Origin of the sequence: Streptomyces sp. NPDC058000 (assembly GCF_042886435.1) — a bacterium.
Taxonomy (GTDB): domain Bacteria; phylum Actinomycetota; class Actinomycetes; order Streptomycetales; family Streptomycetaceae; genus Streptomyces.
The window spans coordinates 1-24,717 of the sequence record NZ_JBHVQS010000055.1 but is presented as its reverse complement, the minus strand read 5'-3'; the positions used below and the strand labels follow the sequence as shown (position 1 = coordinate 24,717).

The window sequence follows — 24,717 nt, the reverse complement described above, 5'->3', positions numbered from 1 at the left end:
CGATCCTCACGGCTACGGGTGCACGACGATGCCGAGCTTGTGGGCGAGCGGAACGCAGATATCGGCGATGGCTTTGCGGTCCCGGGCATCGAGCGCCCCGCGGTCGCGGACGGGTCCGCGCCGTGGCAGGTCGGTGGGGACGCTCCCGGCGTCGAGCCCTTCCAGGACCGGGGCGAGCGCCGCCCGCGGATCGCTCAGTAGCTGCTCGTGGGTGACCAGCACGGTGTTGTCGGGCCGGTTGAGCAGTTGCCGGGCCCACCAGGCCCACCGCAGTGCCAGGCGTTCGGCCGGGTCCGGGCCGGCGTCGATACGGTGCCAGGCCGCCTGTTCCGCCTCCGGTAGCCAGGCGGTGGGCGGCGTCGGCCGATCGTTGGCGCGTTTCCAGTCGGCGATGGTGTCATAGGGGTCGCGCACGCAGAGCGCGATCCGGGTCCTGGGGAGCGCGGCGCGGACCGCGTCGGCGCGGGCGAGGAGGGCGCCGTCGCTGTTCGCCACGGCGAGCAGGAAGTCGGGGGACGTGGGTCGGAACTCCGTCCGGCCGTCGGCGACGGCTGTCCGGGTCTCCCGCAGGTACACCGGTACGCCCCACGGCTGCTGATGTTCCCGCAGGGAGCCCTCGACCTCGGGCGGATCGACCAGTGCGACGCCGTCGTCGTAACGGTTGAGCAGGTCGCAGAGGGTGTGCGCGCCACCGTCCGGGATGCCGGAGATCAGCAGGTCCGGTGCTGGCGCGCGCCGTCCGCCGGACGTGCCGGTCACGAACGGCGCCCACTCGGAGTGTGCCCGCAGCACCCGCGCGACCTCGGGGTACCGTGCGGCGTGGTCGGCGACGACGCCGCGCAGCACCGGGTCGATGCGGATCACCCGCGGACGATGGTAGTGGCAGAGCAGCGGCGGCCCGGCCTCGGGCAACGCCCGGACGTGTGCGGGGTAGTTGAGCTGCTCGGTGGCGTGCTCGACGGTGAAGCCGCCCTTGTGCACCGCGACGGCGAAGGCGGGCTGGTCGTCCCACCGGTGCGGGGCGAACGGCAGCCCCGCGGTGGCTGCGAGCGCGTGTGCGCACCGCTCCCAGACATCGGCCAGTTCCCGCGGACGTCGGGTGATCACCATGCCCGAGTTGAAGAACGGTGGGCCCAGGTGTCCGGAGACGGTGCTCTCGACCCGGTTCGGTGGGACCCGCGCGTCGCAGGCGGCGTAGGTGCGCTCCCAGTCCGCCGGATCCCGGGTGTAGGTCTGGAAGTCGGCGGGCTTGGCCACCACGTCGGCGGTGGAGCTCAGTAGCGGGTGGTCGAGTAGCGGTCCGAGCACCAGGATGTCGCTGTCCAGCAGCACGAGGTGGTCGGCGGATACCGGGATCCGCAGTGCCCCGATCTTGTTGGTGAGCGGACGTTCCCGGCCGAAGGGCACCTTCACCGGGGCTATCTCGATACCGAACCGTGCGAACGCGGCGAGGGTGTGCTCGGCCGGTGCGCCCCAGGTCCGTTCCGGCTGTGGTACGGCGACGACGGCGGGGACGTCCGGCGCGTACCGGCGGAGCGAGGCGGCCAGCAGGACCGCCTGCGGTTCCAGCGGGCCGGCGTGGCAGACGAAGGTGAATACCAAGGGGGTTGTCGCCATGAGCACTCCCTAGGGTGTCGGTGATCCTTTGCTGTTGGTCAGGATGGGTCCGGTCACCGTGCCGTTCGCCTTCTGGAGCAGCTGACGCAGGATCCGGAAGATCACGACGTCGAACCACTGGGCGACGGCGAGCAGCGGCAGCAAGCGCTTCCCTGCCTTCGGCAGACCGGGATCCGCGCGCAGCCGGCGGCGGACCCGGCAGCGGCGGGACCAGACCGCGAAGAGCGAACGGTGCCGGGAACTGAGCGAGTCGGGAGTGGCGAGGTAGCTGCGCCCGGGGTGGTGCGTCAGCACGATCCGCCCGCGGAAGGCCAGTGCGCTCGTGAGCGCCCAGTCCTCCCCGTGGTTGGCGTCGTCGTAGCCGCCGGCCTCGCGGACGGCGTCCGTGCGCATCAGGACGCTGCCCAGGCCGGGGTAGAGCGGGCGGACCGTGTTGCAGAGGGCGAACAGCCGGCTCCGCGGGGCGAGGTGGTAGGCCCAGTGCGGCGGGAAGGGGTAGCGCTTCCGCGTCAGCGGATGGTGCATGGCGGTGGCCGCGGCCACGACGTCGTCGGCCTGCGCCATCGCCCGGTGGAGGTCGTGCAGGGTACCGGCCGGCATGGTGTCGTCCGAGTCCCAGAACACCACGTAGGGAGTGGTGACGGAGCCCAGGCCGAGGTTGCGCGAGGCGCCGAGGCTGAGCCGGTGCGCCGAGCTGATCCGGCGGGTGCCGGGGTACCGCGGCAGCGGGACGGTGGAGGCGTTGTCGACGAGGATGATCTCGACGGGCAGGCCCTGGCCCTGGATGCTGCGGATGGCGTCGTCCAGTCGGGAGTCCACGTACGCGTCCCACACCGGGATGACCACGCTGGTGTCGCTCACCAAGGCTGCGTTCTCCTCTCTCGTCGGCGCGTTCACGCGCCGTCGGCCGGCCGGTTCACAGGACCGGGATGCCATGGCGCTCCTGGAAGCGTTGGGCGTCCGCACGGGTGTTGACCAGGGGTTCGCCCTTGATGTTGAGGCTGGTGTTGAGCAGCACCGGACAGCCCGTCTCGTGGTGGAAGCGGGTGAGCAGTTCGTGGAAGACCGGGTTCTCCGGCTGTCGGACCGTCTGGACGCGGCTGGTGCCGTCCACATGGCAGACCGAGAGGAGCTGTTCGGGGTCGCGGCAGGGTGCCACGTACTGCATGTAGGGGCTGTGCGGCACCGGAAGGTCGAACAGGTCGTGTGCGTGCTGGGCCAGTACGGCGGGTGCGAAGGGCCGGAACTGTTCGCGCCGTTTGATCGCGTTGACCTTCCGTTTGGCGGCCGCTGGGCGGGGGTCAGCGAGCAGACTGCGGTTGCCGAGCGCGCGGGGTCCGAACTCGGACCGGCCGTGGGCCAGTCCGATCACCTCCCCGCGCACCAGGCGGCGGACCGCCTCGTTGAGATCGGGCTCGCCGGTGATGGCGTGCCCGAGGTAGGGGCCAGGCCAGCTGACGTGCCGGCGCAGGTGGGCGAGGGCGGCTCCGATCGCGCTCCCGGAGTCGCCCGGGCTGGGCATGATCCAGATCCGGTCGAACGCTCCGGACCTCGCCAGTCTGGAGTTGTAGGCGCAGTTGAGCGCGACCCCGCCGGAGTACACCAGGTTGCGGGAGCCGACGGTACGGGCCGCCCAGGCGAACAGCCCGTCCAGCAGCCGTTCCGTGACCTCCTGGACGCCGGCGGCGAGGGTGGCGGCGTCGGTGAGGTGGGGTCGCCAGTCCGCGATGCCGCGGTGCACCGAGCGGGTCAGCCGGAAGTCCGGCCAGTCGGCGCAGCGGACGAAGTCGTCCCAGATCAGGTCCGCGAGGTCCGGTGTGCCGTAAGCGGCGAGGCCCATCATGATGTACTCCTCCTCGTTGGGCCTGAAGCCCACGCGCTGGGTGAAGGCGGAGTACAGCAGACCGATGCTGTGCGGGTAGCGGACGCCGGCGACCTTGGTCAGGGTGGTGCCGTGGGCCGACCACACCGAGATGGTGTCCCATTCGCCGATGGCGTCGACGACGACCACGGCGGCCTCGTCGAATCCGGAGGTGAAGTAGCCGCCGGCCGCGTGGGATTCGTGGTGGCCGACGGTGTGTACCGGCACCCCGCGCAGGCCCGGGACGGACCGCAGGTAGGCGCGCAGTCCGTGCCGGTCGAGGGCGGAGGTGAACTGGCCGGCCCGTAGTTGGCGCGTGCGGGTGTGCAGGGGGCGCTCGTAGTGGACCACCGCATCGATCCGGTCGACCCGGCTCAGGGCGTCGGCCACCGCCGCCGGGGCCAGTTGCGGATCGTTCTTCACCCGGCTGTAGCGCTCGCAGTGCGAGGCGTACACCAGCTCACCGTCGCGGACGACGGAGACGGCCGCGTCGTGCCCACGGCAGGACACGCCAAGGATGTTCGTCATCGGCGGGCAGGCTCCTCAAGGACGTGGCGGTACGGCGTGGCGACTGTCGGCACCTCGCGGCGGCGGTGGGGTGGGGTCGGCGAGGTGCCCGTCACCATGGCGGCGGGCGGAATGCGGCGCGGTGCTCGGCAGCCCCACGAATTGATCAGACGACCTCCGGGGAAATGACAAAACATGGGCGGCGAATCACTCAAAAGCATCGACGGCGACAAAGTCAGGCGGTATCCAAATGGCACCGCAATCACCTTGATAAAAAAGGATCTCGCATGGCATTCCGGTTCACGTTGACCACGTGGACCTCACACGTCTCAGCCCTCCTCCACCAGGGCTGAGCACACGTTCCCGAAGGAACCGTAGAGCTGGGCGCGGCGACCAGAGGTAAAGCAACTACGCGTGTATGGAGGCCAGATGAGCCGCACGCTCGCCATGGCATTCCTACCTTCCACCTCGGAAGACGGTAGCGGTACCGAGTTGCCGAAAGCCAGCGTAACCATCCCCGGGAAAGGTCGGAAGAGGGTCCTTTCCGGCCAGTCGAGCGGGCTTCAGGGTGTCCCATGGACATTCTGGAAGCGACCCGTACCCTGGGGGCGAGGATCACGTTCTGCGCAGCATTTCACGACGGCCGGATCGATGGCGAAGGACGAATCATTGATTCTTTATGCCAATGGTTGCTCGATGACGTACGGCATGGAGCTCGTCGACGACACCTCGGACGACCCGGAGCTGCACGCGTACCGCCGGGCGCATGCCTGGCCGGGGCGGCTCGGGGAGGTGCTCGACGCCGATGAGATCGTCAACGACGCCGTCGTCTCCGGCTCCAACGACCGGGTCCTGCGCACCACCATCGGCTGGCTGACCGAGCGGCAGCCGTCCTTCCGCGACCGCGGCGTCCTGGTCGTCATCGGCTGGTCCGGGGCGATACGCCGCGAGTTCTACGTGGACGGGGCGTACCACCAGGTGATCCCCTACCAAGCGCACCCCCACCCGGAGGTGGGCCGACTGCTCGACGTCTATCGGGACGTGGCCTTCCACGACGTGGAGAGCGGGGAGCGCCTCGCCACCCAGGCCCTCAGCCTCCAGGCGTTCCTCCGGCTGCACCGCATCCCGTACCTCTTCTTCGACGCCATCGAGAGCTCCTACGACGCCTTCGGTCGCGCGGGCCTGGCCGACGCCGCCCGCACGGCCGCCGTCGACCGCACCCGGTGGTACCGGTTCGGCGACCCCGAGGGCGCGATGGCCGACGTGCTACGGGCGGCCGGCACCGATTGGAAGGGCCGCCACCCGGCAGAGGACGGACACGAGGTCTGGGCGCACAAGTTGGCGTCGCACATCATGAAGCACCGTCTGATCCAACGCCCCGCGGCCGAAGCCCCGGTCCGACCCGACCCCGCGGAGCCGCCCTTCACCCGGCGCCGCTTCCGTCCCGCCAACCGCGACTTCCTCTACCCCTGACCACCCAGAGAAAGGTCCGATGGTGTCCGACCGAGCCGGGGCCCCAGGCAACCAGTACGAGACGTTCGCCGAACGCTACGACCGGCACAGCGCCGCCAGCCCCTACAACACGCTGGTGGAACGACCGGCCGTCCTCGCCGTCTGCGGCGCCCTGGCCGGCCGCCGGGTGTTGGAGGCCGGCTGCGCGGGCGGTCTGCTCACCCGGGAGCTGGTCACCCGCGGCGCGCACGTGGTCGCCTTCGACACCAGCCCGACGCTCGTCGGGCTCGCCCGGGAACGGGTCGCCGGCGCGGAATTCCACGTCCACGACCTGCGCGAGCCGCTCGCCTTCGCAGCCGACCGGTCCTTCGACGTGGTCGTCGCCTCACTGATGCTGCACTACCTGCGCGACTGGGCGGCACCGCTGGGCGAACTACGGCGCGTCCTCGCGCCCGGCGGCATCGTGGTCGTCTCCACCGGCCACCCGATGGCGGAGCTGCGGCTGTCCCCGAGCGGCGACTACTACGCCATCGAGGAGGTGCACGAGGAATGGGAGGCCACGGACGGCGGCGCCCCGCTGTCCGTCCGCTGGTTCCGCCGACCGCTCTCCGACGCCCTGGACAGCGCGCACCAGGCGGGCCTCGTACTGCGCGGACTGCTGGAACCACGCCCGGACGAGGAACACCGGGCGGCGTTCGGCAAGCGCTTCGACGCGCTGACCACCCAGCCGTGGTACCTGCTCCTCACCTTCGGCCGGCGGGAGGACGTCCCCGGGTGACCCTCGGCAGAGGCGTCCGCGCTGCCGAACTGCCGTGCCTGGCCGAGGAGTTGGGCACCACGGATCTGCTTCCCCAGGAGGGCACGTGACCCAGCCGGAACAGAACCCGCACACCGCTCCCCCGCACACCCACCGCGCCGCGGCCGTGATCGGCGGCACGCACGGCCTCGGCCACCAGCTCGCGCTGCGCGCCCGCGCGGCGGGCCTCACCACCGTCGTCTACGGCCGCTCGGCGGACACCGTGCCGACGGCCACCGGCTTCGACACCAGGAGACTGGACCTCACCGACCTCGACAGCGTCCGCACCGCCGACATCGCCATGCCGACCCCGGCCTACGTGTTCTGGGTAGCGGGCGCGTTCTTGAAGAAGCCGCTGACAGACACCGAAGAGGCCGAACTGACCGGGCTGACACACCTGTTGTTCACCGGACCCGTGCTCTTCCTGCGCCGCCTGCTGGCCGCACAGGAGGGGCCGGTGCACCTGGTCACCATCGCCTCGTCCTCGTCCTGGAAACGGCGCGAGCGGGAGTCCCTGTACTGCGGCCTGAAGGCGGCGCAGGCCACCCTGACCCGCAACCTGGTACCCGAACTGACCGCCGCGCACGGCGGTTCCCGCGTCACACTGATCAACCCCGGTGGACTGGCGGTGCCCGACTTCCACACCGGGCTGGAGATCGACTACGGCCACATGATGGACCCCGGCGAGGTCGCCGGCATCATCTGGGACCTGGTCCGCCGGCAGACCGCCCCCTTCCAGGAAGTCCAGATCCTGCGCAGTGGGGTACCGGGCCGGGAGGGCGTGCCCGAGGTGTCCTTCGGCGCGCGTGTCCCCCAGCCGCCGCAGGCCGAGCCGATCGCCCGACTGCCGTGAGGAGGGCCACCTCATGCTGAACCTGCGCGCCCCGGCACGGGTGCACGACGAGCCCTACCGCTGGGCCGAGGTCCAGGGCCTGATCACACCGGACGGACTGCGGCAGATCCGGGCCCAGTACCCGCCCGCCGCCGTACTCCCCCGCTCCTGCCGGGACTCCGGCGGCGACAAGACCTACCGGATGTCCGTCGTACCGCTGGTCCGACGCGGCGAGCCGCTTCCCGCCCTGGCCGGCCTCGGCGCGGCCTGGCACCGACTCGTCGACGCCCTCGACGATGGCGGCTACCGCACGTGGGTGCGGTCGCTGCTGGACCTGGACGTGCGGGACTGCGCCTTCGACATCGGGCTGTTCGCGTTCGGGCCCGGCGACCGGATCTCCCCGCACACCGACAAGCCGGGGAAGTCCGCCACCCACGTCTTCTACCTCAACGAGCGGTGGGACGCCGCGTCCGGCGGCCAGTTCGAGGTGCGCACCGGCGGCGCCGCCGGGACGCCCCCGCTCGCCACCGTGTCCCCCGGCAACGGCCGTTCGGTGCTGTTCGTCCGCTCCCACCGCTCCTGGCACTCCGTCGCCCCGGTTGCCGAGGATGCGCACGAGTTCCGGCTGACCTTCCAGGTGGAGATGTGGCGGTAACGACATGCGCTCCGACGAGGAGCCTCGACCGGCACGGCACCCTGCGCATCCCGCGCGGGCGGAGCTGTTCCCAGGCCGCCGTCGAGGTCACCCCCGCCCCGCCCCACCCCGTGACGCAACTCCCCTGCCCGTGTCGCCGGTAGCGCTCACCACCCCGCCGACGTGCTCGCCCCGCCGATACGCCACTGCGCACACTCCGTTAGCTCGAAGGTGGGGCGCTCTCCCGGCGTCGTGTCGTTTCTCCGCCCCGGTGGTTGATCGGGGCGGAGGAACCATGATCAAGAAGCCACGCTCCCCGCGCACACCACCGCGCGCCGAAGTTCAGGACGGCGCTCCCCGGGCGCTGTCGACGGTGCTGGACGCCGATCTGACGGCGACGTTCGCATCGAACGTCGCCACCGAGGCCACCGACCTGCGTACCTGGCAGCTGCTGCGCCGACTGCCCGGGCTGCTGCGGCAGATCGCCGCGCTGTCCTGGGCCGCGCACCGCCCGGCGACCGCCGGCGTGCTACTGGCCGAGGCGGGCGCCGGCTGTGCCACCGCGCTCGGACTGCTCGCCACCCGCGGCATCCTGGCCCACCTGTTCGCCCAGGCCCCCACCCCGGACCGCATCCGTGGCGCGTTGCCCGCCCTCATCGCGGTGGCACTCTGGTACGCGGTGCGCGGCGTCCTGGTGTCCGGTGCGGAGCATGCCCGTGCGGTGCTCGTCCCCGCCGTACAGCGCTATCTGGAGGAGCGGCTGTGTCAGAGCGCGGTGGAGGTCGAGTTGGCGGCCTTCGAGGATGCCGACTGGCACGATCTGTTGAACCGGGTCAAGGACCGCGGTATGCGCTTCGTGCCCGCGGCCGCGGAACAGTTCTGCAAGTGGGTCGGCTCGGCAGTGGCGCTCCTCGGCGCGGCGGCCGTGCTCGGTGACCTGGATCCGTTGCTCCTGCCGCTGCTCACCATGTCGCTGCTGCCCCAGGCATGGGGCATGCTGAGCGCGGCCCGGTTGGAGTACGCCAACGGCCTGGCCGTGTGGCTCCTGCGTCGCCGGCTGCGGATGTGCACCGAGCCGCTCACCGACCCGGACTTCGCCGCCGAGATCCGCGCCTGCACCGCGCGTGAGGCCCTGTTGGCCCAGTACCAACGGCTCGCCGCGACCGTCGAGCAGGAGGAGACGCGGGTGGGTGTCGCGCAGGCCCACCGCACCGCCGTCGGCCGCGCCCTCGGCGGCATCGGCACCGCTGCTTCCTACACCGCCCTCGGCGCCCTCCTGGCCACGAGCGCCCTGCCGCTCTCCCTGGCCGGCGCGGCCGTGCTGGCGACCAAGTCCGCCCAGGCCGCGCTGATCGGGGTCATCGACGGCACCCGCGAACTGTTCAAACTGGGCCTGCACGTCGAGGAGTTCGCCACGTTCCTCCGCCAGTCCGAACGGCGCACGTACCTCCGCCCCGGACTGCCCTGTCCCCCCGCGTTCTCCGAGATCCAGGTCCGCAACCTGACCTTCGCCTACGCCGGGGAGAACGCTCCGGCCCTGCGGGACGTGTCCTTCACCATCGGGCGTGGCGAGGTCGTCGCCCTGGTCGGGGAGAACGGGTCCGGCAAGAGCACACTGGCGAAGTTGCTCGCCGGGTTGTACCGGCCCACACACGGCACGATCTGCTGGGACGGCCAGGACATCGCCGGATTCACCCCGCAGTCCCTGCACGAACGCGTCGCCTTCGTCATGCAGAGCCCCGCCCGCTGGCCGAGCACCGCCCGGGACAACATCACCATCGGCCGGCACGACCGCACCGACCCGACCCACGAGCTCTCGACGCAGGCCGCGGTCACGGCGGGGGCGGACCGGGCCATCGCCTCCCTGTCGAACGGCTACCGGACCCTGCTGTCGAAGAAGTTCGCCCAGGGCTGTGAGCTGTCCGGCGGTGAGTGGCAGCGGATCGCGGTCGCCCGGGGGTACTTCCGGGACGCGCCGCTGCTCTTCTTCGACGAGCCCACCTCGGCGATGGACGCCCGCGCCGAGGCCCGGGTGATCGACCAGATCCGTGGACTCGCGGGCGACCGGACCGTCCTGATCATCACCCACCGGCTCGCCAACGCCCGCCACTGCGACCGCATCCTGGTGCTCCGGCGCGGCCGCCTGGTCGAGCAGGGCACCCATGACGAGCTCCTGACCGCCGACCAGGACTACGCGGGCGCCTACGCGTTGCAGCGCGCCGCGCACAGCTGACACCGCTCCGACCCACGGAGAAGCGATGATTCCAGCGCACGGCCTCCCCCGCATCGCCGTCGAGTGCGCGGCCACCATCGCGCTCTACCGATGCGTGCTCGCGCCCACGGCCCGCTGGTGCGCCGGGCGCCTGGGCGCGGGCGTCTTCCCGGGCGGGGCGCTGAACGGCACCCACCCCGAACGGTCGGCGCGCCGCGCGGACGTCGTCCTGGTCGCCCTGCTCCTCGCCCCGCTCACCGCTCTCGCGTTCGCGTGCGGCCGCATCCCTGCCGGGGGCGTCGCGCTGCTGTCCCCGACCGCCCTGGCGATCCTGCTCTGGAAGCACCTCTCGGCCGACTACGACGCGGCCCGCGAGCTGGGTTGGCAGCGAGCGGACCGGGTCGCCGGTGCCCTGCTCGGCGTCGCGGCGCTCGTCTGGCCGGCCCTGTCGTACCCGGCCGCGATCGCGGTCTGCGGCCGGCTGGGCGGCTGGACGCACCACTCCAAGGCGTGCGTACGCGTCGTCAAGGTGTCGTTCGGCTGGTCCCTGGTCGGCGCCGGGTACGACGCGCTGGCCGGCCCGCAACCGACGGACAGTACGGCCGGGTTGCTGATGCTGCTCGGCCTGGTCCACCTGTCGCACTACGTGGTGCCCGCGCGGAGCAAGGTGAGACTGGGCCCGAGGCCGTGGTCCTGGATCACCGACAACCGGACCGAGCTGCTCATCGCCGCGGCCTACGCCCGTGGCTGGGCCCGTTGCCTGTCCGAACCGGCCGCAGCCCGCATCATCGGAGCGCTGGCGCCCTTCACCGTCGGGCTCAATGCGGCCACCCTCGCCGTCGAGGGCATGGGCCTGGTGGCCTACGCGAACCGCTGGCTGCTCCTGGCGGCCGTCGTCGGCGCCGTGCTGTTCAACCTGGCCGTCGCGGTGGCCTCGGGGCTGCTGTTCTGGGAGCACATCGCCCTCGGCGCGGTACTGGCCGTGCTGCTGCTCCGGGCTCCGGCGCCGGTGCAGGCCGAGATGTACGGGTGGGGACCGTGGCTCCTGAGCATCGCCGTACTGGCCCTGGTGCTCTGCGGAGTGGCCTGGCGTCCGACCGAACTGGGTTGGTGGGACACGCCGTTCACGGCCCGCGTGTACTGGTGCGCCCGGACCCGACCCGGCCACACCGTCGGCCTCTACAACGACTTCATGCGCCCCTTCGACCGGGAGTACGGACGGTCCGTCGGCAACCCGTTGGCGACCGAGCCCGTCCTCACCTTCGCCATGGGAGGCGTATGGGACCCCGCATTGCGCGATCGACTGCTCGCCCTGGGCCCCGACGGCGAAGCGCTGCCGCACCTCAAGTCCCGCTACGGGACCTGCCGTTGGGACGGCTCGTACCGGGAGCGGCACGTCCGGTACCTCGCGTGTCTCGTCGCGCGGATCAACGCCGGCGTCGCCAAGAACCCGTTGCCGCGGGCCCTGCGCTGGCTCAGGGCGCCGGGCAGCCACTACTACTACTGGGGCGACCTGCCCGGCTACCGACCGCACCACGGCCCCATCACCGGCGTCCAGGTGCGCTATCGGGAGGTCTACTTCCACGCGGAGTCCCGTACCTTCGTCCGCCTGCGCGACAAGGTGCTCTTCGACATCGCCGTCCCGCCGACCGACGGCGGACCACCCGCCGGCCTGGACGGCGAGGTCGAACCACGTTGAGCCCGCGCCCGGTCGCGGCACGATTTCCCGCTGACCGCCCGCTGGAGGAGCCGGCACGATGTGGAGGGGCGGCGCATTGTAGCCGGTAAAGGGCCGTCATACTTCTGGCATTTCCCGCAGTCTTTCGTGATCAGGATGGGGGCGCGCGGCGGCTCGGGCTGATGGACGGCCCGCGATTCCCACCGGGACGGCCCCGCGGATCAGCCCTGCGGGGAAAAGTCCTGTCGGCGAAGGCCAGGTACCCTCAACGTGTTCGAGAACCAGCAGAACCAGCATCTGTCACGGCGACGTCTGCTCGGGCTGGCGGCCCTCGGTGGCGCCGCCGCCGCCGGAATGACCACGATCACCGCCGCCCCGCGTGCCACGGCCGGCGAACGACAGAGTCCGCAGGCCGGCAGCGGCACGTTCGTACCGGCCGTGGTCATCGGCACGGGGTACGGCGCCGCGGTATCCGCGCTGCGGCTCGGCGAGGCCGGTGTTCCGACGCTCATGCTCGAAATGGGCCAGCTGTGGAACCAGCCCGCGGACGACGGCAACATCTTCTGCGGAATGCTCAAGCCCGACCGCCGCTCCAGCTGGTTCAAGTCACGCACCGAGGCGCCGCTGGGCTCGTTCCTGTGGCTGGACGTGATCAACCGCGACATCACCCCGTACGCGGGCGTGCTCGACAAGGTGCACTTCGACCAGATGTCGGTGTACGTGGGTCGGGGTGTCGGCGGCGGCTCGCTGGTCAACGGCGGCATGGCCGTGGTCCCGAAGCGCACGTACTTCGAGGAGGTGCTGCCCCAGGTGGACGCCGCCAAGATGTACGAGCAGTACTTCCCGCGCGCCAACTCCATGCTCAAGGTGAACCACATCGACAAGAGCTGGTTCGAGGAGACGGAGTGGTACCAGTTCGCGCGGGTCTCGCGCGAGCAGGCGAGCAAGGCGGGCCTGAGCACCACCTTCGTCCCCAACGTCTACGACTTCGACCACATGCGGCGCGAGGCGGCCGGAGAGGTCCCCAAGTCCGCGCTGGCGGGCGAGGTCATCTACGGCAACAACGGCGGCAAGCAGAGCCTGGACAAGACGTACCTGGCCGCCGCGCTGGGCACCGGCAAGGTCACCATCGAGACCCTGCACCGGGTCAAGGCGATCCGCCAGCAGGCGGACGGCAACTACGTGCTGTCCGTGGAGCAGATCGACGCCGACGGCAAGGTCCTCGCCCAGAAGGAGATCTCCTGCGGCCACCTGTTCCTCGGTGCCGGCAGCCTCGGCTCCACCGAGCTGCTGGTGCGGGCCCGGGACACCGGCGCGCTGCCCCGCCTCAACTCCGAGGTCGGGGAGGGTTGGGGTCCCAACGGCAACATCATGACCGGGCGGGCCAACCACGTGTGGAATCCCACAGGTGCCCACCAGTCGTCGATCCCCGCCCTGGGGATCGACGACTGGGACAACCCCGACGCCCCGGTCTTCGCGGAGATCGCGCCGATGCCGGCCGGTCTGGAGACCTGGGTGAGCCTCTACCTGGCGATCACCAAGAACCCCCAGCGCGGCTCCTTCGTCTACGACAAGGCCACCGACCGGGCGATGCTGCGCTGGACCCGCGAGCAGAACGCGCCCGCGGTCGCGGCCGCGAAGTCACTGTTCGACCGGATCAACAAGGCCAACACGACGATGTACCGCTACGACCTGTTCGGGCCGCAACTGAAGAACTTCGCCGACGACTTCTGCTACCACCCGCTCGGCGGCTGCGTCCTGGGCAAGGCCACCGACGACTACGGCCGGGTCGCGGGCTACCACAACCTTTACGTCACCGACGGCGCGCTCATCCCGGGCTCCATCGGGGTCAATCCCTTCGTGACCATCACGGCGCTGGCCGAGCGGAACATCGAACGGGTCATCGCGGAGGACGTGCGCACCGCTGCCTAGGTGTTCTGACCGCTGACCCATCGGGCGCGCCCCAGGGCGCGCCCGACGACGCCCCTGTCGACCAGGGGCGTCGTGGCGTCCGGGCCTGCGCCGAGGCCCAAACCCGGGTCTACGGATTTTCCGGTGGCCGGCGTGAGATCAAAGAGAGGTGCGGCCAGTCGATCCGCGCAGGGGCGTGCTCGCCGAACCCCGTCCGTCCTCGCTGAAAGGGAATCCATGGACTCCGCCCGACGGCCGATCCTTTTCGTCAGTCTTCCGGAAAGTGGGCTGGCCAACCCGCTGCTCGTCCTCGCCGAGGAACTCTCCCGGCGGAACGTGCCGGACCTCTGGTTCGCCACCGATGAGCCGCGGCGTGCGGACGTGAAGCGGATTTCGGTGGGCTCCCCGGTGGAATTCGGCTCGCTGGGGGAGGTCGTCAGCGAGCTGTCCGCGGTGACGTGGAGCGACGAGATCTACCGGGAGATCACCCAGTCGTCGCGGTTCAAGGCGCATCGCGCGGTCATCAGGCACTCGTTCGTGCCGGCGGCGCAGGATGCGAAGTTCCGGAAACTGGCGGCCATCGTCGACGAGGTCCAGCCGGCTTTGATGGTCATCGACTGCATCAGCGGGTTCGGCATCGAGCTGGCCATCTCGCGGGGAATTCCCTTCGTGTTGAGCGTGCCGTTCGCACCGAGCAACGTGCTGACGGCTTTCACGCCGTTCGGGAAGGGGTACACGCCGTGGGGCTTTCCCGTCCCGCACACCGGACTGCCGTATCGCATGACGTTGGCGCAGCAGATCAGCAACCAGTTGTTCAAGTGGCGGACGCTGGCACTGTTCCTGGCGCCGCGGATGAGCAAGGTGGTGGCGCAGGACACCCGGCGGCGGAAGGAACACGGGCTGTCGTCGATGAGCCCGATGGAGCGGATCGAAAGCGCCGAGCTGGTGCTGTGCAATTCGATTGCCGAGCTGGATTATCCGGTGCGCATTCCGTCGCAGATGCGGTTGGTCGGGACGATGGTGCCGCCCCTGCCGGAGGCTCCAGACGACGAGGAGCTGTCGACCTGGTTGGACGCGCAGACCTCGGTGGTCTACGCGGGGTTCGGGACGATCACCCGGCTGACCCGGGATCAGGTGAGTTCCATGGTGGAGGTGGCCCGGCGCCTCGAAGGACGGCATCAGGTGCTGTGGAAGCTGCCGTCGGAGCAGCAGCACCTGTTGCCGCCGAAGGAGACGCTGCCGGGCAACCTGCGCATCGAGAGTTGGGTGCCCTCCCAACTGGACGTGCTGGCGCATCCGAACGTGAAGGTGTTCTTCACGCACGCCGGCGGCAATGGTTACAACGAGGGCATGTATTTCGGAAAGCCCCTGGTGGTCCGGCCGTTGTGGGTGGACTGCTACGACCAGGCGGTGCGGGGCCGGGACTTCGGCATCAGCCTGACCCTCGACCAGCCTCGGGACATGGACGTCAATGACGTGGTCGACAAGTTGACCCGCGTGCTGGAAACCCCCTCCTTCCGCAGGAATGCGGAGCGACTCGGTGCTCTGCAGCGGGCGGCGGGCGGTCGGGCGGCAGCCGCCGACCTGATCCTCGGGCTGCCGGTTCTCGCCGGGGCCCACCAGTGAAGAAGCCCGTGCGCGCGCGTCGGGCGTGTGGAAATACGAAGAGGATGAGGTAGCGGATGTCGTTCACATATCCCGTTTCCCGGCCCGCTTTGAACGGACGCGAGCTGGAGTACCTGACCGCGACGGTCGAGGACGGGTGGATATCGTCGCAGGGGCCGATGGTCCGGCGTTTCGAGCAGGCCTTCGCCGACTACAACGGGACCGCGCACGGCGTGGCCTGTTCGTCCGGCACGACCGCACTGACCTTGGCGCTCCGCGCCCTGGGAGTCGGTCCCGGCGACGAGGTGATCGTCCCCGAGTTCACGATGGTGGCCTCCGCGTGGGCGGTGACGTACACGGGTGCCACTCCAGTGTTCGTCGACTGCGGAGACGACCTCAACATCGACGTCTCGCGCATCGAAGAGAAGATCACGTCGCGGACGAAGGTCCTCATGCCGGTCCACGTCTACGGGCGGCGCTGCGACATGGACGCGATCATGGACATCGCGTTCCAGTACAACCTGAAGGTCGTGGAGGACAGCGCCGAGGCGCACGGCGTCCGGCCGACCGGGGACATCGCCTGTTACTCGCTGTTCGCCAACAAGATCATCACGGCCGGCGAGGGCGGCATCTGCCTCACCGACGACCCCAAGCTCGCGGACCAGATCGCGCACCTGCGGGCGATGGCCTTCACCAAGGACCACAGCTTCCTGCACAAGAAGTTGGCGTACAACTACCGCATCACGGCCATGCAGGCCGCCGTGGCCCTGGCGCAGACCGAACGCCTCGACGAGATCCTCGAAGTGCGCCGCAGGATCGAGAAGCACTACGACGAGGGGCTGGCCGACGTCCCCGGCATCACGCTGATGCCCCCGCGGGACGTGCTGTGGATGTACGACCTCCGGGCGGAACGCCGGGCGGAGCTCCAGGCGTTCCTGGCCGACCACTCCATCGAGACCCGGCTCTTCTTCAAGCCGATGAGCCGGCAGCCCATGTACTTCGACCCCGACTGGCCGTCGCTCAAGGCCAGCGAGTTCGCCGAGGACGGGCTCTACCTGCCCACGCACACCGACCTGTCCCCCGCCGACCAGGACTTCATCGTCAGCAAGATCCGGGCCTTCTACGGCGTCCGTTGATCGACCCCGTCGGAGAGAGGAAATTCCGTTCATGACGCACTCGGACCCGGTGGTGGTGGACTTCCCCACCCGCAAACCCGGCGTGCCCTTCCCGCCGCCCGACTACGACGGGTACCGCGACCACGAGGGGCTGGTCCTCTCGCGCCTGCCCAACGGCGCCCGGGCGTGGCTGGTCACCCGGCACGAGGACGTGCGCACCGTGCTGACCGACTCAAGGATCAGCTCCAACCCCTCGCACAAGGGCTTCCCCAACGTCGGGACGGTGGGCGTGCCCACGCAGGAGCAGATCCCCGGCTGGTTCGTGGGGTTGGACTCCCCCGAACACGACCGGTTCCGCAAGGCCCTCATCCCCGAATTCACCGTGCGGCGCATCCGGGGGTTGCGCCCGGCGATCGAGCGCACGGTGGAGGAGCGCCTCGACGCGATGCTGGCCGCGGGCAACTCCGCCGACCTCGTCGCGGACTACGCACTGCCCGTGCCGTCCCTGGTGATCTCGACACTGCTCGGCGTGCCGCCCTCCGACCGCGACTTCTTCGAGTCCCGGACCCGCACCCTGGTCTCGCTCCGCGCCTCGACCGACGCGCAGCGCGAGACCGCCGTCAAGGAGCTGCTGCGCTACATCAAGCGGCTGGTGGGCATCAAGGCGAAGTGGCCCGGCGACGACCTCATCAGCCGGCTGCTGGCAGCCGGTTCGATCGCACCGCACGAGCTGTCGGGCGTGCTGATGCTGCTGCTCATCGCCGGCCACGAGACCACTGCCAACAACATCGCGCTGGGCGTCGTCACACTGCTGCGGAACCCCCAGTGGATCGGTGACGACCGGGCGGTGGAGGAGACCCTGCGCTTCCACTCGGTCGCCGACATCGTGTCCCTGCGGGTGGCCGTCGAGGACGTCGAGATCGGCGGGCAGCTCATCAAGGCGGGCGACGGCATCGTGCCGTTGATCGCCGCGGCCAACCACGACACGAGCGCCTTCGAGTGCCCGCACATGTTCGACCCCTCCCGGAGCGCCCGTCATCACGTGGCGTTCGGCTACGGGATCCACCAGTGCCTGGGCCAGAACCTGGTGCGGGTCGAGATGGAGATCGCCTACCGCAAGCTCTTCGAGCGCATTCCCGACATCCAACTCGCCGTTCCCGATGAGGGTTTGAGCATCAAGTACGACGGCGTGCTCTACGGCCTGGAGCAGCTTCCCGTCCGCTGGTAGGCACCGTCCCGCCAACGGAAGGCCAGTCCCGTCCGCGCGGTGCGCCAGTGGCCGCCGGTGGACCCCAATCCCCTTGCAGGAGAGACATCGGCATGCGTATCACCATCGATTCGGAGCGCTGCGTGGGCGCGGGCCAGTGCGTGCTGTCCGCGCCACAGGTCTTCGACCAGGACGAGGACGGGATCGTCACCCTGCTCGCCGCGCCCGGCCCCGACGAGGCGGCCAAGGTCCGCATCGCGACGGCGCTGTGCCCCTCCGGGGCGATCACCGCACACGAGGGCTGACGCCCGCACCGGGCGATCCACCTGCCGGATCCCCCAACCGACGCAAGCGCTCGACATCCGGGAGTGATGGTGCCCGTCCACACCGATGACTATGTGATCGACCCGCCGTCCGACGGCACTGGCACGCCGGGGGGCCGCACGCTCCCCGAGGTGTTCGCGTCCGCCGTGGCGTCCGCGCCCGATGCGGTGGCCCTCGTCGACGGGGACCGCTCGTGGACGTGGGCCGAGTGGCGGGCGGACGTCGACGCGCTGGCCCGCGGCCTCCAGGAGTCGCACGTCGCGCCCGGCGACGTGGTGGCGGTGCGGCTGCCGAACAGCTGGGAGTTGCAGACCCTGCACCTGGCGGTCGCGGCCGTCGGGGCGGTGCTGCTGCCCCTGCACCAGGGCACCGCGGTGGGTGAGGTCCGCGCGCTGCTGGACCGCGCGGAGCCCGTCCTCCTCGTCCTGTCGGGCGCCGAGGGCGAGGGTCCGGCGACGGCCCGTGCGCTGTTGGACGGCGTGCCGTCGCTGCGCGGGGTGTTGCTGGCCGGCGGGCCGGCGACCGGCCGTGCGGAGCCGGGGGTCGGTTCGTTGGACGGGCTGCTGGCGGCCTGGGCGGGCAGCGGGCCCCGGCCGGTGGAGGTCACCCCCGACCTTCCGTTCGTCCTGGTCCCGTCGTCCGGGACGGCCTCGCCGCGACCCAAGCTGTGTCTGCACAGCCACGACGGCCTGCTGTCGAACACCGCGGCCGTGACCGCCGAGGCCGCCGACGCCTTCGCAGGCACGGTCCTCACGGCCTGCCCGATGACCCATCTGTTCGGCCTCCAGGCCGTGCACGCGGCGCTGTCCACCGCCTGCCGCCAGGTCGTGCTCACCGACTGGGACGCGGACCGTTTCCTGGCCCTGGCCCGGGAGCACGACCCGCGCGTCGTCTTCGCCGTCCCCACGCAACTGTGGGACGTCGTCGGCCGGTTGGAGTCGTCGGAGGGGCCGGCGGGGTTCGCCCCCCACCAGGTGCGGACGGCGGGCGCCGCGGTCGCGCCCGCGCTCGCCGTGCGGGTGCGGGCGGCGCTCGCCTGCGAACTGGTCGTGGTGTGGGGGATGTCCGAGATCGGCACCGGCACCCGCACCCGGGCGCAGGACCCCGACGGCAGTGTCGGCGGCCCGGTCGACGGCGTGGAACTGCGGAGCGTCGACGCGGACGGCGCGGTGTGCGCGGCGGGCGCGATCGGTGAACTCCAGTACCGGGGGCCCGGGCTGTTCCGCGGCTACTTCCGCGATCCGGAGCTGACGCGTGCGGCCCTCACCGACGACGGGTGGCTGCGGACCGGCGACCTCGCTGCCGTCGACGCGGACGGGGTGGTGGTGCTGCACGGCCGGACCGCCGAGTTGATCAATACGGCGGGCCGGAAGTTCGCCGCCCCGGAGGTCGAGGGGCTGCTCGCGGGCCTCGCCGGCCTGGGGCCGGCGGCCGTGGTCGCAGCGCCGGACGACCGGCTGGGGCAGTATCCCTGCCTGGTCGTGACCGAGGAGGCGGACCCCGCCCTCGGGCTGGGCGAGGTGACGGCGTTCCTGCGGGGGTTGGGGGTGGCCGAGCACAAGATCCCCGTCGAACTGGTCGCGGTGCGCACGCTCCCCCGCTCCTCCGCCGGCAAGCTCGACCGGCGGCGGCTCACGGAGCTGCTCGCCGGTGGTGCGGCGCCAGCGGTGTCGGCCCGGCCCGGCGCCGTCCCCCCGGCCACCGTCGAGGAGGCGCTGGACCTCGTGCGGGACTGCGTCGGCCGGGTGCTCGGGGAGGGGGGCGCCGCGGTTCCGTTCGCCCCCGACGCGGACTTCCGTCGGCTCGGCCTCGACTCGCTCCGCTCGGTACGGCTGCGGAGCCTGCTGTGCGAGGAGACCGGGTTGCCGTTGCCGGCCACGCTGGCCTTCGACCGTCCCGATCCGCTCTCCGTCGCCCGCGCACTGGTCCAGCAGGAAGACCCGCCCCGCGCAGCCGCGTGGGGCGTGCCGGCCGACGGTGCCGACCCGGTGGCGATCGTCGGCATGGCCTGTCGGCTGCCCGGCCGGGCGGACTCCCCCGAGGCGCTGTGGGACCTGTTGGCCGGCGGTACCGATGCGATGTCCCCGTTCCCGGACGACCGGGGCTGGGACCTGCAGCGGCTGTTCGACGAGGACCCGGACCGCCCCGGGACCTCGTACGCCCGCGAAGGCGGGTTCCTGCACGACGCGGGCGACTTCGACGCGGGCTTCTTCGGTCTGTCCGACCAGGAGGCGACGGCGACCGACCCGCAGCAGCGGCTGCTGCTGGAGGCGGCCTGGGAGACGTTCGAGCGGGCCGGCATCGAACCGGGGTCCCTGAAGGGCAGCCGCACCGGTGTGTTCACCGGCGCGATGGACCGCGGCTACGGCGCGCAGGCGTCCGCCGTGCCCCGCGCGTGGGAGAGCATGCTGATCACCGGCGCTTCCGCCAGTGCGATCTCGGGGCGCATCGCCTACACCTACGGGCTCGAAGGCCCCGCGCTGACGGTCGACACCGCCTCCTCGTCGTCCCTCGTCGCCCTGCACCTGGCCTGCCGGTCCCTTCGGTCGGGCGAGAGCGACCTGGCGCTGGCCGGCGGCGTCACCGTCATGGCGACCCCGACGCCCTTCGCGCACTTCTCGCGGCTGCGGGCGCTGTCCCCCGACTCCCGCGCCAAGGCGTACGCGGACGCCGCGAACGGTTCCGCGTGGTCGGAGGGCGCGGGGCTGCTCCTGCTGGAGCGGCTGAGCGACGCCCGGCGCAACGGCCACCGGGTCCTGGCCCTGGTGCGGGGATCCGCCGTGAACCAGGACGGTGCCTCCAACGGGCTGACCGCGCCGAGCGGCCCCGCGCAACAGCGCGTCATCCGCGAGGCGCTGGCCGACGCCGGACTGCTGCCGCAGGACGTGGACGCCGTGGAGGGGCACGGCACCGGCACACCGCTGGGCGACCCCATCGAGGCCCAGGCCCTGCTCGCCACCTACGGCCGGGAGCGGCCGGCGGAGCGGCCGCTGTGGCTGGGGTCGGTGAAGTCGAACGTCGGTCACACGCAGGCCGCCGCCGGCATCGTCGGCGTCATCAAGACCGTGCTCGCGCTGCACCACGGCGTGCTGCCCAGGACCCTGCACGTGGACGTGCCCTCGACCAAGGTCGACTGGTCCGCCGGTGCGGTACGGCTGCTGACGGAGGCCCGGCCCTGGCTGCGCGAGGACGGAACGACGCGGCGGGCGGGCGTGTCCTCGTTCGGGCTCACCGGCACCAACGCGCATGTGATCGTCGAGGAACCGCCGGCCGCCGCGGCGCAGGAGCCGACCGGTGAGGTGCCGGCTGGCGCGCCGGCCGGGGCCCCGGAGCCGACCGGTGAGCCGGCCGTGCCGTGGGTGGTGTCCGCCCGCAGTCCGGCGGCGCTGCGCGCGCAGGCACGGCGGCTGGCCGAACACGTGGCCGCCGACCCGGCGCTGCGCGCCCAGGACGTCGCCCACGCCCTGGCCACCACCCGTGCCGTGCACCGGCACCGGGCCGTCGTCAGCGGCGCCGACCGGGACCAACTGCTCGCCGCGGCACTCCGGTTCGGGCGGGGCGAGGGCTCCTCCGGAGTCACTCCGCACGACGCCGCGCCGGGCGACCTGGCCTTCGTGTTCTCCGGGCAGGGCAGCCAGCGCAACGGCATGGGGCGCGCGGCCGCCGAGGCGTTCCCCGTCTTCGGGCGGGCCCTGCGCGAGGTCTGTGCCGCGCTGGACCCGCTGCTGGAACGGCCGCTGACATCGGTGATGTGGGCGGCCCCCGACTCCGATGAGGCGGCCCTCCTCGACGACACGACCTACACCCAGCCGGCGCTGTTCGCCGTCCAGGTCGCCCTGTACCGGCTGTTCGAGTCGTGGGGCGTGGCCCCCGACCACCTGGTGGGGCACTCGGTCGGCGAGATCTCCGCCGCGCACGTGGCGGGCGTGCTCGGACTGCGGGACGCGTGCACCCTGGTGGCGGCCCGGAGTCGGCTGATGGGCGCCCTGCCGCCCGGGGGTGCGATGGTGGCGGTGCGCATCACGGAGGACGAGGTGCTGCCGTGGCTCGCGGAGGTGGCGGACTCGGTGGCGGTCGCGGCCGTCAACGGGCCGCACTCCCTCGTGCTTTCGGGCGCCGAGGAACCGCTCGTCGCCCTCACCGACCGGCTGGCGGCCGCCGGCCACAAGACCCGTCGGCTCACGGTGAGCACCGCGCCCCACTCGCCACTGATGGAACCCATGCTGGCCGCGTTCCGCGAGGTCGTCGGGGCGCTGTCGTTCTCCGCGCCCGCCGTTCCGCTCGTCTCCACCGTCACCGGCCGGCCGTTGACCGAGGCGGAGGCGCGGGATCCGGAGCACTGGGTGCGGCACGTGCGGCGGTCCGTGCGGTTCCGGGACGCGATCGACCGCCTCCGGGAGGCGCGCGTCACCGGGTTCCTGGAGTTGGGCGCCGAGCCGGCGCTCACACCGATGATCGACGAGTGCCTGGAGTCGGATGCCGCGCAGCCGGGGGCGGCCGTGCTGCCGAGCCTGCGCGGCGGGGCGTCGGAGCGGCAGGCCCTGCTCACCGCGGTCGCCCGGCTGCACCTCCACGGCGTGCCGGTCGACTGGGACGCGGTGCTGCCCGGAGTGCGGGGTGTGCCGCTGCCCACGTACGCGTTCCAGCGGCGGCGGTTCTGGCTGGCGCCGGTGCCCGTGGGCCCGGCGGACCGCGTTGCCGAGGGGGCGGGCGCCGGGTCGGCCGGCGACGCGGCGGCGGCCGACCCGGAGCCGTCGGGCCTGGCGTCCCGCCTGTCCGGTCTCGACAACGCCGAGCAGGACGCACTCGTGCTGGCCTTGGTCCTCGCCGAGACCTCGGCCGTGCTCGGCGGCCAGGAGCTGTCCGCCGACGACGGCCACCGCACGTTCAAGGAGTTGGGCGTCAACTCGGTGAACGCCGTCGAACTGCGCAACCGCCTGATCGCGGCCGCGGAACTGCGCCTGCCCGCCACGCTCGTCTACGACTACCCCAAGCCGAACGCCGTGGTCCGCCTCGTGCGCGACCGGCTCGCGCCGGAGGTCGCTCCCGGTCGCGATGTGGCCTCGCTCGTCGCCGAGTTGGACGCCCTGCTCGCCGCCGGCGCGGAGGTGCCGGCGGAGGCGATGGCGCGGCTGAAGGCGGTGACGGCCGGGGCGCGGGGGGCGGACGGTGGTGCCGACCCCGGCTCCGGTGCGGCGCTGGACCTGGCGTCGGCCAGTGACGAGGACCTGTTCCGTCTGATGGACGCGGAGAGCTGACGGGCAGGTGGGGCAGGCGCCTTCCGGGGCGCCCACCACCGTCGACCAAGGCCGGGGTTCCGGCGCGGGGTCCGGTCGTCCTTAGGTCGACCGGGCCCCGCACGGCCCGTTGCCCATGGGGAGCGCCGGCAGCGCCTGCGCGTCGGCCCGCCGGACGCGGTGCCCCGGAGTGGCCCGACCGCTGCACAAAACTAGCTAATTCCTGTCTATTTCGGACCGTATGGTCTCGTCATGAATTCTCCTTCCACAGCGGCGGTGTTGTCCGCCCGCCGCATCGCCATCTCGTTCGTGGCCGCCGTATCGGCGGTGGGGGGCGCCACGCCGCTCGCCGCAGCCGACCCCCTCGGGCCACCCCCCGAAACCAGCCAGCACGCCCCGCGGACGCCGCTCACCGCACACGGAATACCGTTCACCGACGCCACGGTGACCCAGCAGGAGGACGGCTCGTTCCTCGTGGCCTGGAGGGCGCCTGGCGTCGCCTCGGTGACCGTGTACGCCGACGGCCGGGCCGTGGCGCGCGGCGGTTCCGAGGCCCGCGTCACCGTGCGCGGGCTGCCCGCCGTCGACCGCCAGTGGTTCCGCCTGGTCCCCGACCAGGGTGACGCGCTCACCCTCGCCGACCGCTCGCTGCACCTGCCGAGCGCGCCCAACTTCCGCGACGTGGGCGGCTACCGCACCACCGACGGCCGGTGGGTCAAGATGGGCGTGCTGTACCGCACCAATGGCCTGCACGGGCTCTCCAACGCCGACCTGGCCGTGCTCCAGCGACTGGGCATCCGTACGGATCTGGACCTGCGCATGCCCGCCGAGCGCGCCGAGGCCCCGGACCGGGTGCCGGCGGGCGCGCGCTACGTCACCGCCGACGTCATGGGCGGGGACGTCGATCCTGTACTGCCCGCCACGGCCGCGGCGTCCGCGCGGATGATGGCCGGCACCTACCGGACGTACGTCTCCAAGGGCTCCGCGCTCGACGCCTACCGCACGCTGTTCCGGCTCGCCGACACCCCCGAGGCCGTCCCGATGGCCTTTCACTGCACGGGCGGCAAGGACCGCACCGGCTGGGGCAGCGCCGCCCTCCTCACGGCCCTGGGGGTGGACCGCGACACGGTCATGCGGGACTACCTGGCCACCAACGACTACATGGCGGCGCACAACGCCGAGTCCCTCGCCAAGGAGACGCCTGCCACGGCCGCCCGTCTCAAGCCGATCCTGGACGCCAGGATCCGGTACCTCAACACGGCCTTCGACGAGGTCAAGGCGGAGTTCGGCACCTTCGACACCTATCTTCGGCAGGGGCTGGGCCTGAGCCAGCAGGACCTGGAGCGGCTGCGCGAGACGCTGCTCGTCGCCTGACCGGCCGCCCGGCCCGCGGACGGGCCGCAGACAGACTGCTGAGGGACGGCAGTGGGAACGTACGGAGAAACGGCCCTTCCGGCGCGCTGCCGGAAGGGCCGTCGTCGTTGACCGTGACGTGCCGGCACCGCGGTTCCCGCGGTTCCCGTGGTTCCCGTGGTTCCCGGCCGGCATCCGCGGGGTTTCCCCTGGCGGATGCGACCCGGCAAGTCGGGCCCCTCGGTGCGTTTTCTCCGCTCGCGGGCGTTGGAAGGAGATCACGCCCCGCTTCGACCGCTGAGCACGGTGCGCCCGGCGGGGTTCCCTCGCCCTGAGCGCGCGGAAAGTCCGTTGCTCCGGTGCGTCGCACCGGAGC

General features: G+C 71.7%; 16 protein-coding genes. 13 read left to right on the top strand and 3 right to left on the bottom strand.

The genetic code is table 11. The annotated features are described in order from the left end of the window. Positions 1 to 12: 12 nt before the first annotated feature. The 3 genes from ACFVT2_RS34460 to ACFVT2_RS34450 are packed head-to-tail and all read right to left on the bottom strand — an operon-like array spanning position 13 to position 4,006. Complete coding sequence (locus ACFVT2_RS34460; protein WP_390024450.1) at positions 13 to 1,617, bottom strand: hypothetical protein; 1,605 nt, start codon at positions 1,615 to 1,617, stop codon at positions 13 to 15. A 9-nt stretch (positions 1,618 to 1,626) separates the two neighbouring features. Further along, the gene (locus tag ACFVT2_RS34455) at positions 1,627 to 2,478 is read right to left on the bottom strand and encodes a glycosyltransferase family 2 protein (protein WP_390024449.1); all 852 of its coding nucleotides are present in this window, start codon (positions 2,476 to 2,478) and stop codon (positions 1,627 to 1,629) included. A 55-nt stretch (positions 2,479 to 2,533) separates the two neighbouring features. After that, the gene (locus ACFVT2_RS34450; RefSeq protein ID WP_390024447.1) at positions 2,534 to 4,006 is read right to left on the bottom strand and encodes a carbamoyltransferase; all 1,473 of its coding nucleotides are present in this window, start codon (positions 4,004 to 4,006) and stop codon (positions 2,534 to 2,536) included. Positions 4,007 to 4,681: 675 nt separating this feature from the next. On the opposite strand from ACFVT2_RS34450, the gene ACFVT2_RS34445 reads away from it, so the two are divergent. From ACFVT2_RS34445 to ACFVT2_RS34385, 13 genes are all read left to right on the top strand, one after another. Beyond that, the gene (locus tag ACFVT2_RS34445; protein WP_390024445.1) at positions 4,682 to 5,458 is read left to right on the top strand and encodes a DUF6071 family protein; all 777 of its coding nucleotides are present in this window, start codon (positions 4,682 to 4,684) and stop codon (positions 5,456 to 5,458) included. 19 nt (positions 5,459 to 5,477) lie between these two features. Continuing rightward, positions 5,478 to 6,215, top strand: a complete 738-nt coding sequence (locus ACFVT2_RS34440) for a class I SAM-dependent methyltransferase (RefSeq protein WP_390024443.1) — start codon at positions 5,478 to 5,480, stop codon at positions 6,213 to 6,215. Positions 6,216 to 6,300: 85 nt separating this feature from the next. Beyond that, positions 6,301 to 7,086, top strand: a complete 786-nt coding sequence (locus ACFVT2_RS34435; protein ID WP_390024441.1) for an SDR family NAD(P)-dependent oxidoreductase — start codon at positions 6,301 to 6,303, stop codon at positions 7,084 to 7,086. A 13-nt stretch (positions 7,087 to 7,099) separates the two neighbouring features. Beyond that, a complete protein-coding gene (locus ACFVT2_RS34430) occupies positions 7,100 to 7,720 on the top strand; it encodes a 2OG-Fe(II) oxygenase (RefSeq protein ID WP_390024439.1) in 621 nt (206 codons plus the stop codon). 274 nt (positions 7,721 to 7,994) lie between these two features. Next, positions 7,995 to 9,932, top strand: coding sequence for an ABC transporter ATP-binding protein (locus ACFVT2_RS34425; RefSeq protein ID WP_390024437.1), 1,938 nt, complete (start codon positions 7,995 to 7,997; stop codon positions 9,930 to 9,932). Between the two features lie 25 nt (positions 9,933 to 9,957). After that, complete coding sequence (locus ACFVT2_RS34420) at positions 9,958 to 11,610, top strand: hypothetical protein (RefSeq protein ID WP_390024435.1); 1,653 nt, start codon at positions 9,958 to 9,960, stop codon at positions 11,608 to 11,610. A gap of 249 nt (positions 11,611 to 11,859) precedes the next feature. Next, positions 11,860 to 13,521: a GMC oxidoreductase gene (locus ACFVT2_RS34415; protein ID WP_390024433.1), complete on the top strand. Its 1,662-nt coding sequence runs from the start codon at positions 11,860 to 11,862 to the stop codon at positions 13,519 to 13,521. Between the two features lie 216 nt (positions 13,522 to 13,737). Beyond that, complete coding sequence (locus ACFVT2_RS34410; RefSeq protein WP_100602588.1) at positions 13,738 to 15,126, top strand: glycosyltransferase; 1,389 nt, start codon at positions 13,738 to 13,740, stop codon at positions 15,124 to 15,126. A gap of 56 nt (positions 15,127 to 15,182) precedes the next feature. Next, a complete protein-coding gene (locus ACFVT2_RS34405) occupies positions 15,183 to 16,241 on the top strand; it encodes a DegT/DnrJ/EryC1/StrS aminotransferase family protein (RefSeq protein WP_016574084.1) in 1,059 nt (352 codons plus the stop codon). 31 nt (positions 16,242 to 16,272) lie between these two features. Continuing rightward, the gene (locus tag ACFVT2_RS34400) at positions 16,273 to 17,448 is read left to right on the top strand and encodes a cytochrome P450 (RefSeq protein ID WP_100602589.1); all 1,176 of its coding nucleotides are present in this window, start codon (positions 16,273 to 16,275) and stop codon (positions 17,446 to 17,448) included. Between the two features lie 92 nt (positions 17,449 to 17,540). After that, positions 17,541 to 17,732, top strand: coding sequence for a ferredoxin (locus ACFVT2_RS34395; RefSeq protein ID WP_016574086.1), 192 nt, complete (start codon positions 17,541 to 17,543; stop codon positions 17,730 to 17,732). A 66-nt stretch (positions 17,733 to 17,798) separates the two neighbouring features. After that, positions 17,799 to 23,009 (top strand): beta-ketoacyl synthase N-terminal-like domain-containing protein, encoded by a 5,211-nt coding sequence (locus ACFVT2_RS34390; RefSeq protein ID WP_390024429.1) that lies wholly within the window; start codon positions 17,799 to 17,801, stop codon positions 23,007 to 23,009. Between the two features lie 231 nt (positions 23,010 to 23,240). Further along, the gene (locus ACFVT2_RS34385) at positions 23,241 to 24,362 is read left to right on the top strand and encodes a tyrosine-protein phosphatase (protein WP_390024427.1); all 1,122 of its coding nucleotides are present in this window, start codon (positions 23,241 to 23,243) and stop codon (positions 24,360 to 24,362) included. Positions 24,363 to 24,717 lie beyond the last annotated feature (355 nt).

Excerpts from the sequence above, each read along its gene's own strand:
- ACFVT2_RS34460 (WP_390024450.1), bottom strand. The coding sequence starts at position 1,617 with ATGGCGACAACCCCCTTGGTATTCACCTTCGTCTGCCACGCCGGCCCG.
- ACFVT2_RS34400 (WP_100602589.1), top strand. The coding sequence starts at position 16,273 with ATGACGCACTCGGACCCGGTGGTGGTGGACTTCCCCACCCGCAAACCC.
- ACFVT2_RS34395 (WP_016574086.1), top strand. The coding sequence starts at position 17,541 with ATGCGTATCACCATCGATTCGGAGCGCTGCGTGGGCGCGGGCCAGTGC.
- ACFVT2_RS34420 (WP_390024435.1), top strand. The coding sequence starts at position 9,958 with ATGATTCCAGCGCACGGCCTCCCCCGCATCGCCGTCGAGTGCGCGGCC.
- ACFVT2_RS34445 (WP_390024445.1), top strand. The coding sequence starts at position 4,682 with ATGACGTACGGCATGGAGCTCGTCGACGACACCTCGGACGACCCGGAG.
- ACFVT2_RS34385 (WP_390024427.1), top strand. The coding sequence starts at position 23,241 with ATGAATTCTCCTTCCACAGCGGCGGTGTTGTCCGCCCGCCGCATCGCC.
- ACFVT2_RS34440 (WP_390024443.1), top strand. The coding sequence starts at position 5,478 with ATGGTGTCCGACCGAGCCGGGGCCCCAGGCAACCAGTACGAGACGTTC.
- ACFVT2_RS34430 (WP_390024439.1), top strand. The coding sequence starts at position 7,100 with ATGCTGAACCTGCGCGCCCCGGCACGGGTGCACGACGAGCCCTACCGC.
- ACFVT2_RS34405 (WP_016574084.1), top strand. The coding sequence starts at position 15,183 with ATGTCGTTCACATATCCCGTTTCCCGGCCCGCTTTGAACGGACGCGAG.
- ACFVT2_RS34425 (WP_390024437.1), top strand. The coding sequence starts at position 7,995 with ATGATCAAGAAGCCACGCTCCCCGCGCACACCACCGCGCGCCGAAGTT.
- ACFVT2_RS34450 (WP_390024447.1), bottom strand. The coding sequence starts at position 4,006 with ATGACGAACATCCTTGGCGTGTCCTGCCGTGGGCACGACGCGGCCGTC.
- ACFVT2_RS34410 (WP_100602588.1), top strand. The coding sequence starts at position 13,738 with ATGGACTCCGCCCGACGGCCGATCCTTTTCGTCAGTCTTCCGGAAAGT.
- ACFVT2_RS34390 (WP_390024429.1), top strand. The coding sequence starts at position 17,799 with ATGGTGCCCGTCCACACCGATGACTATGTGATCGACCCGCCGTCCGAC.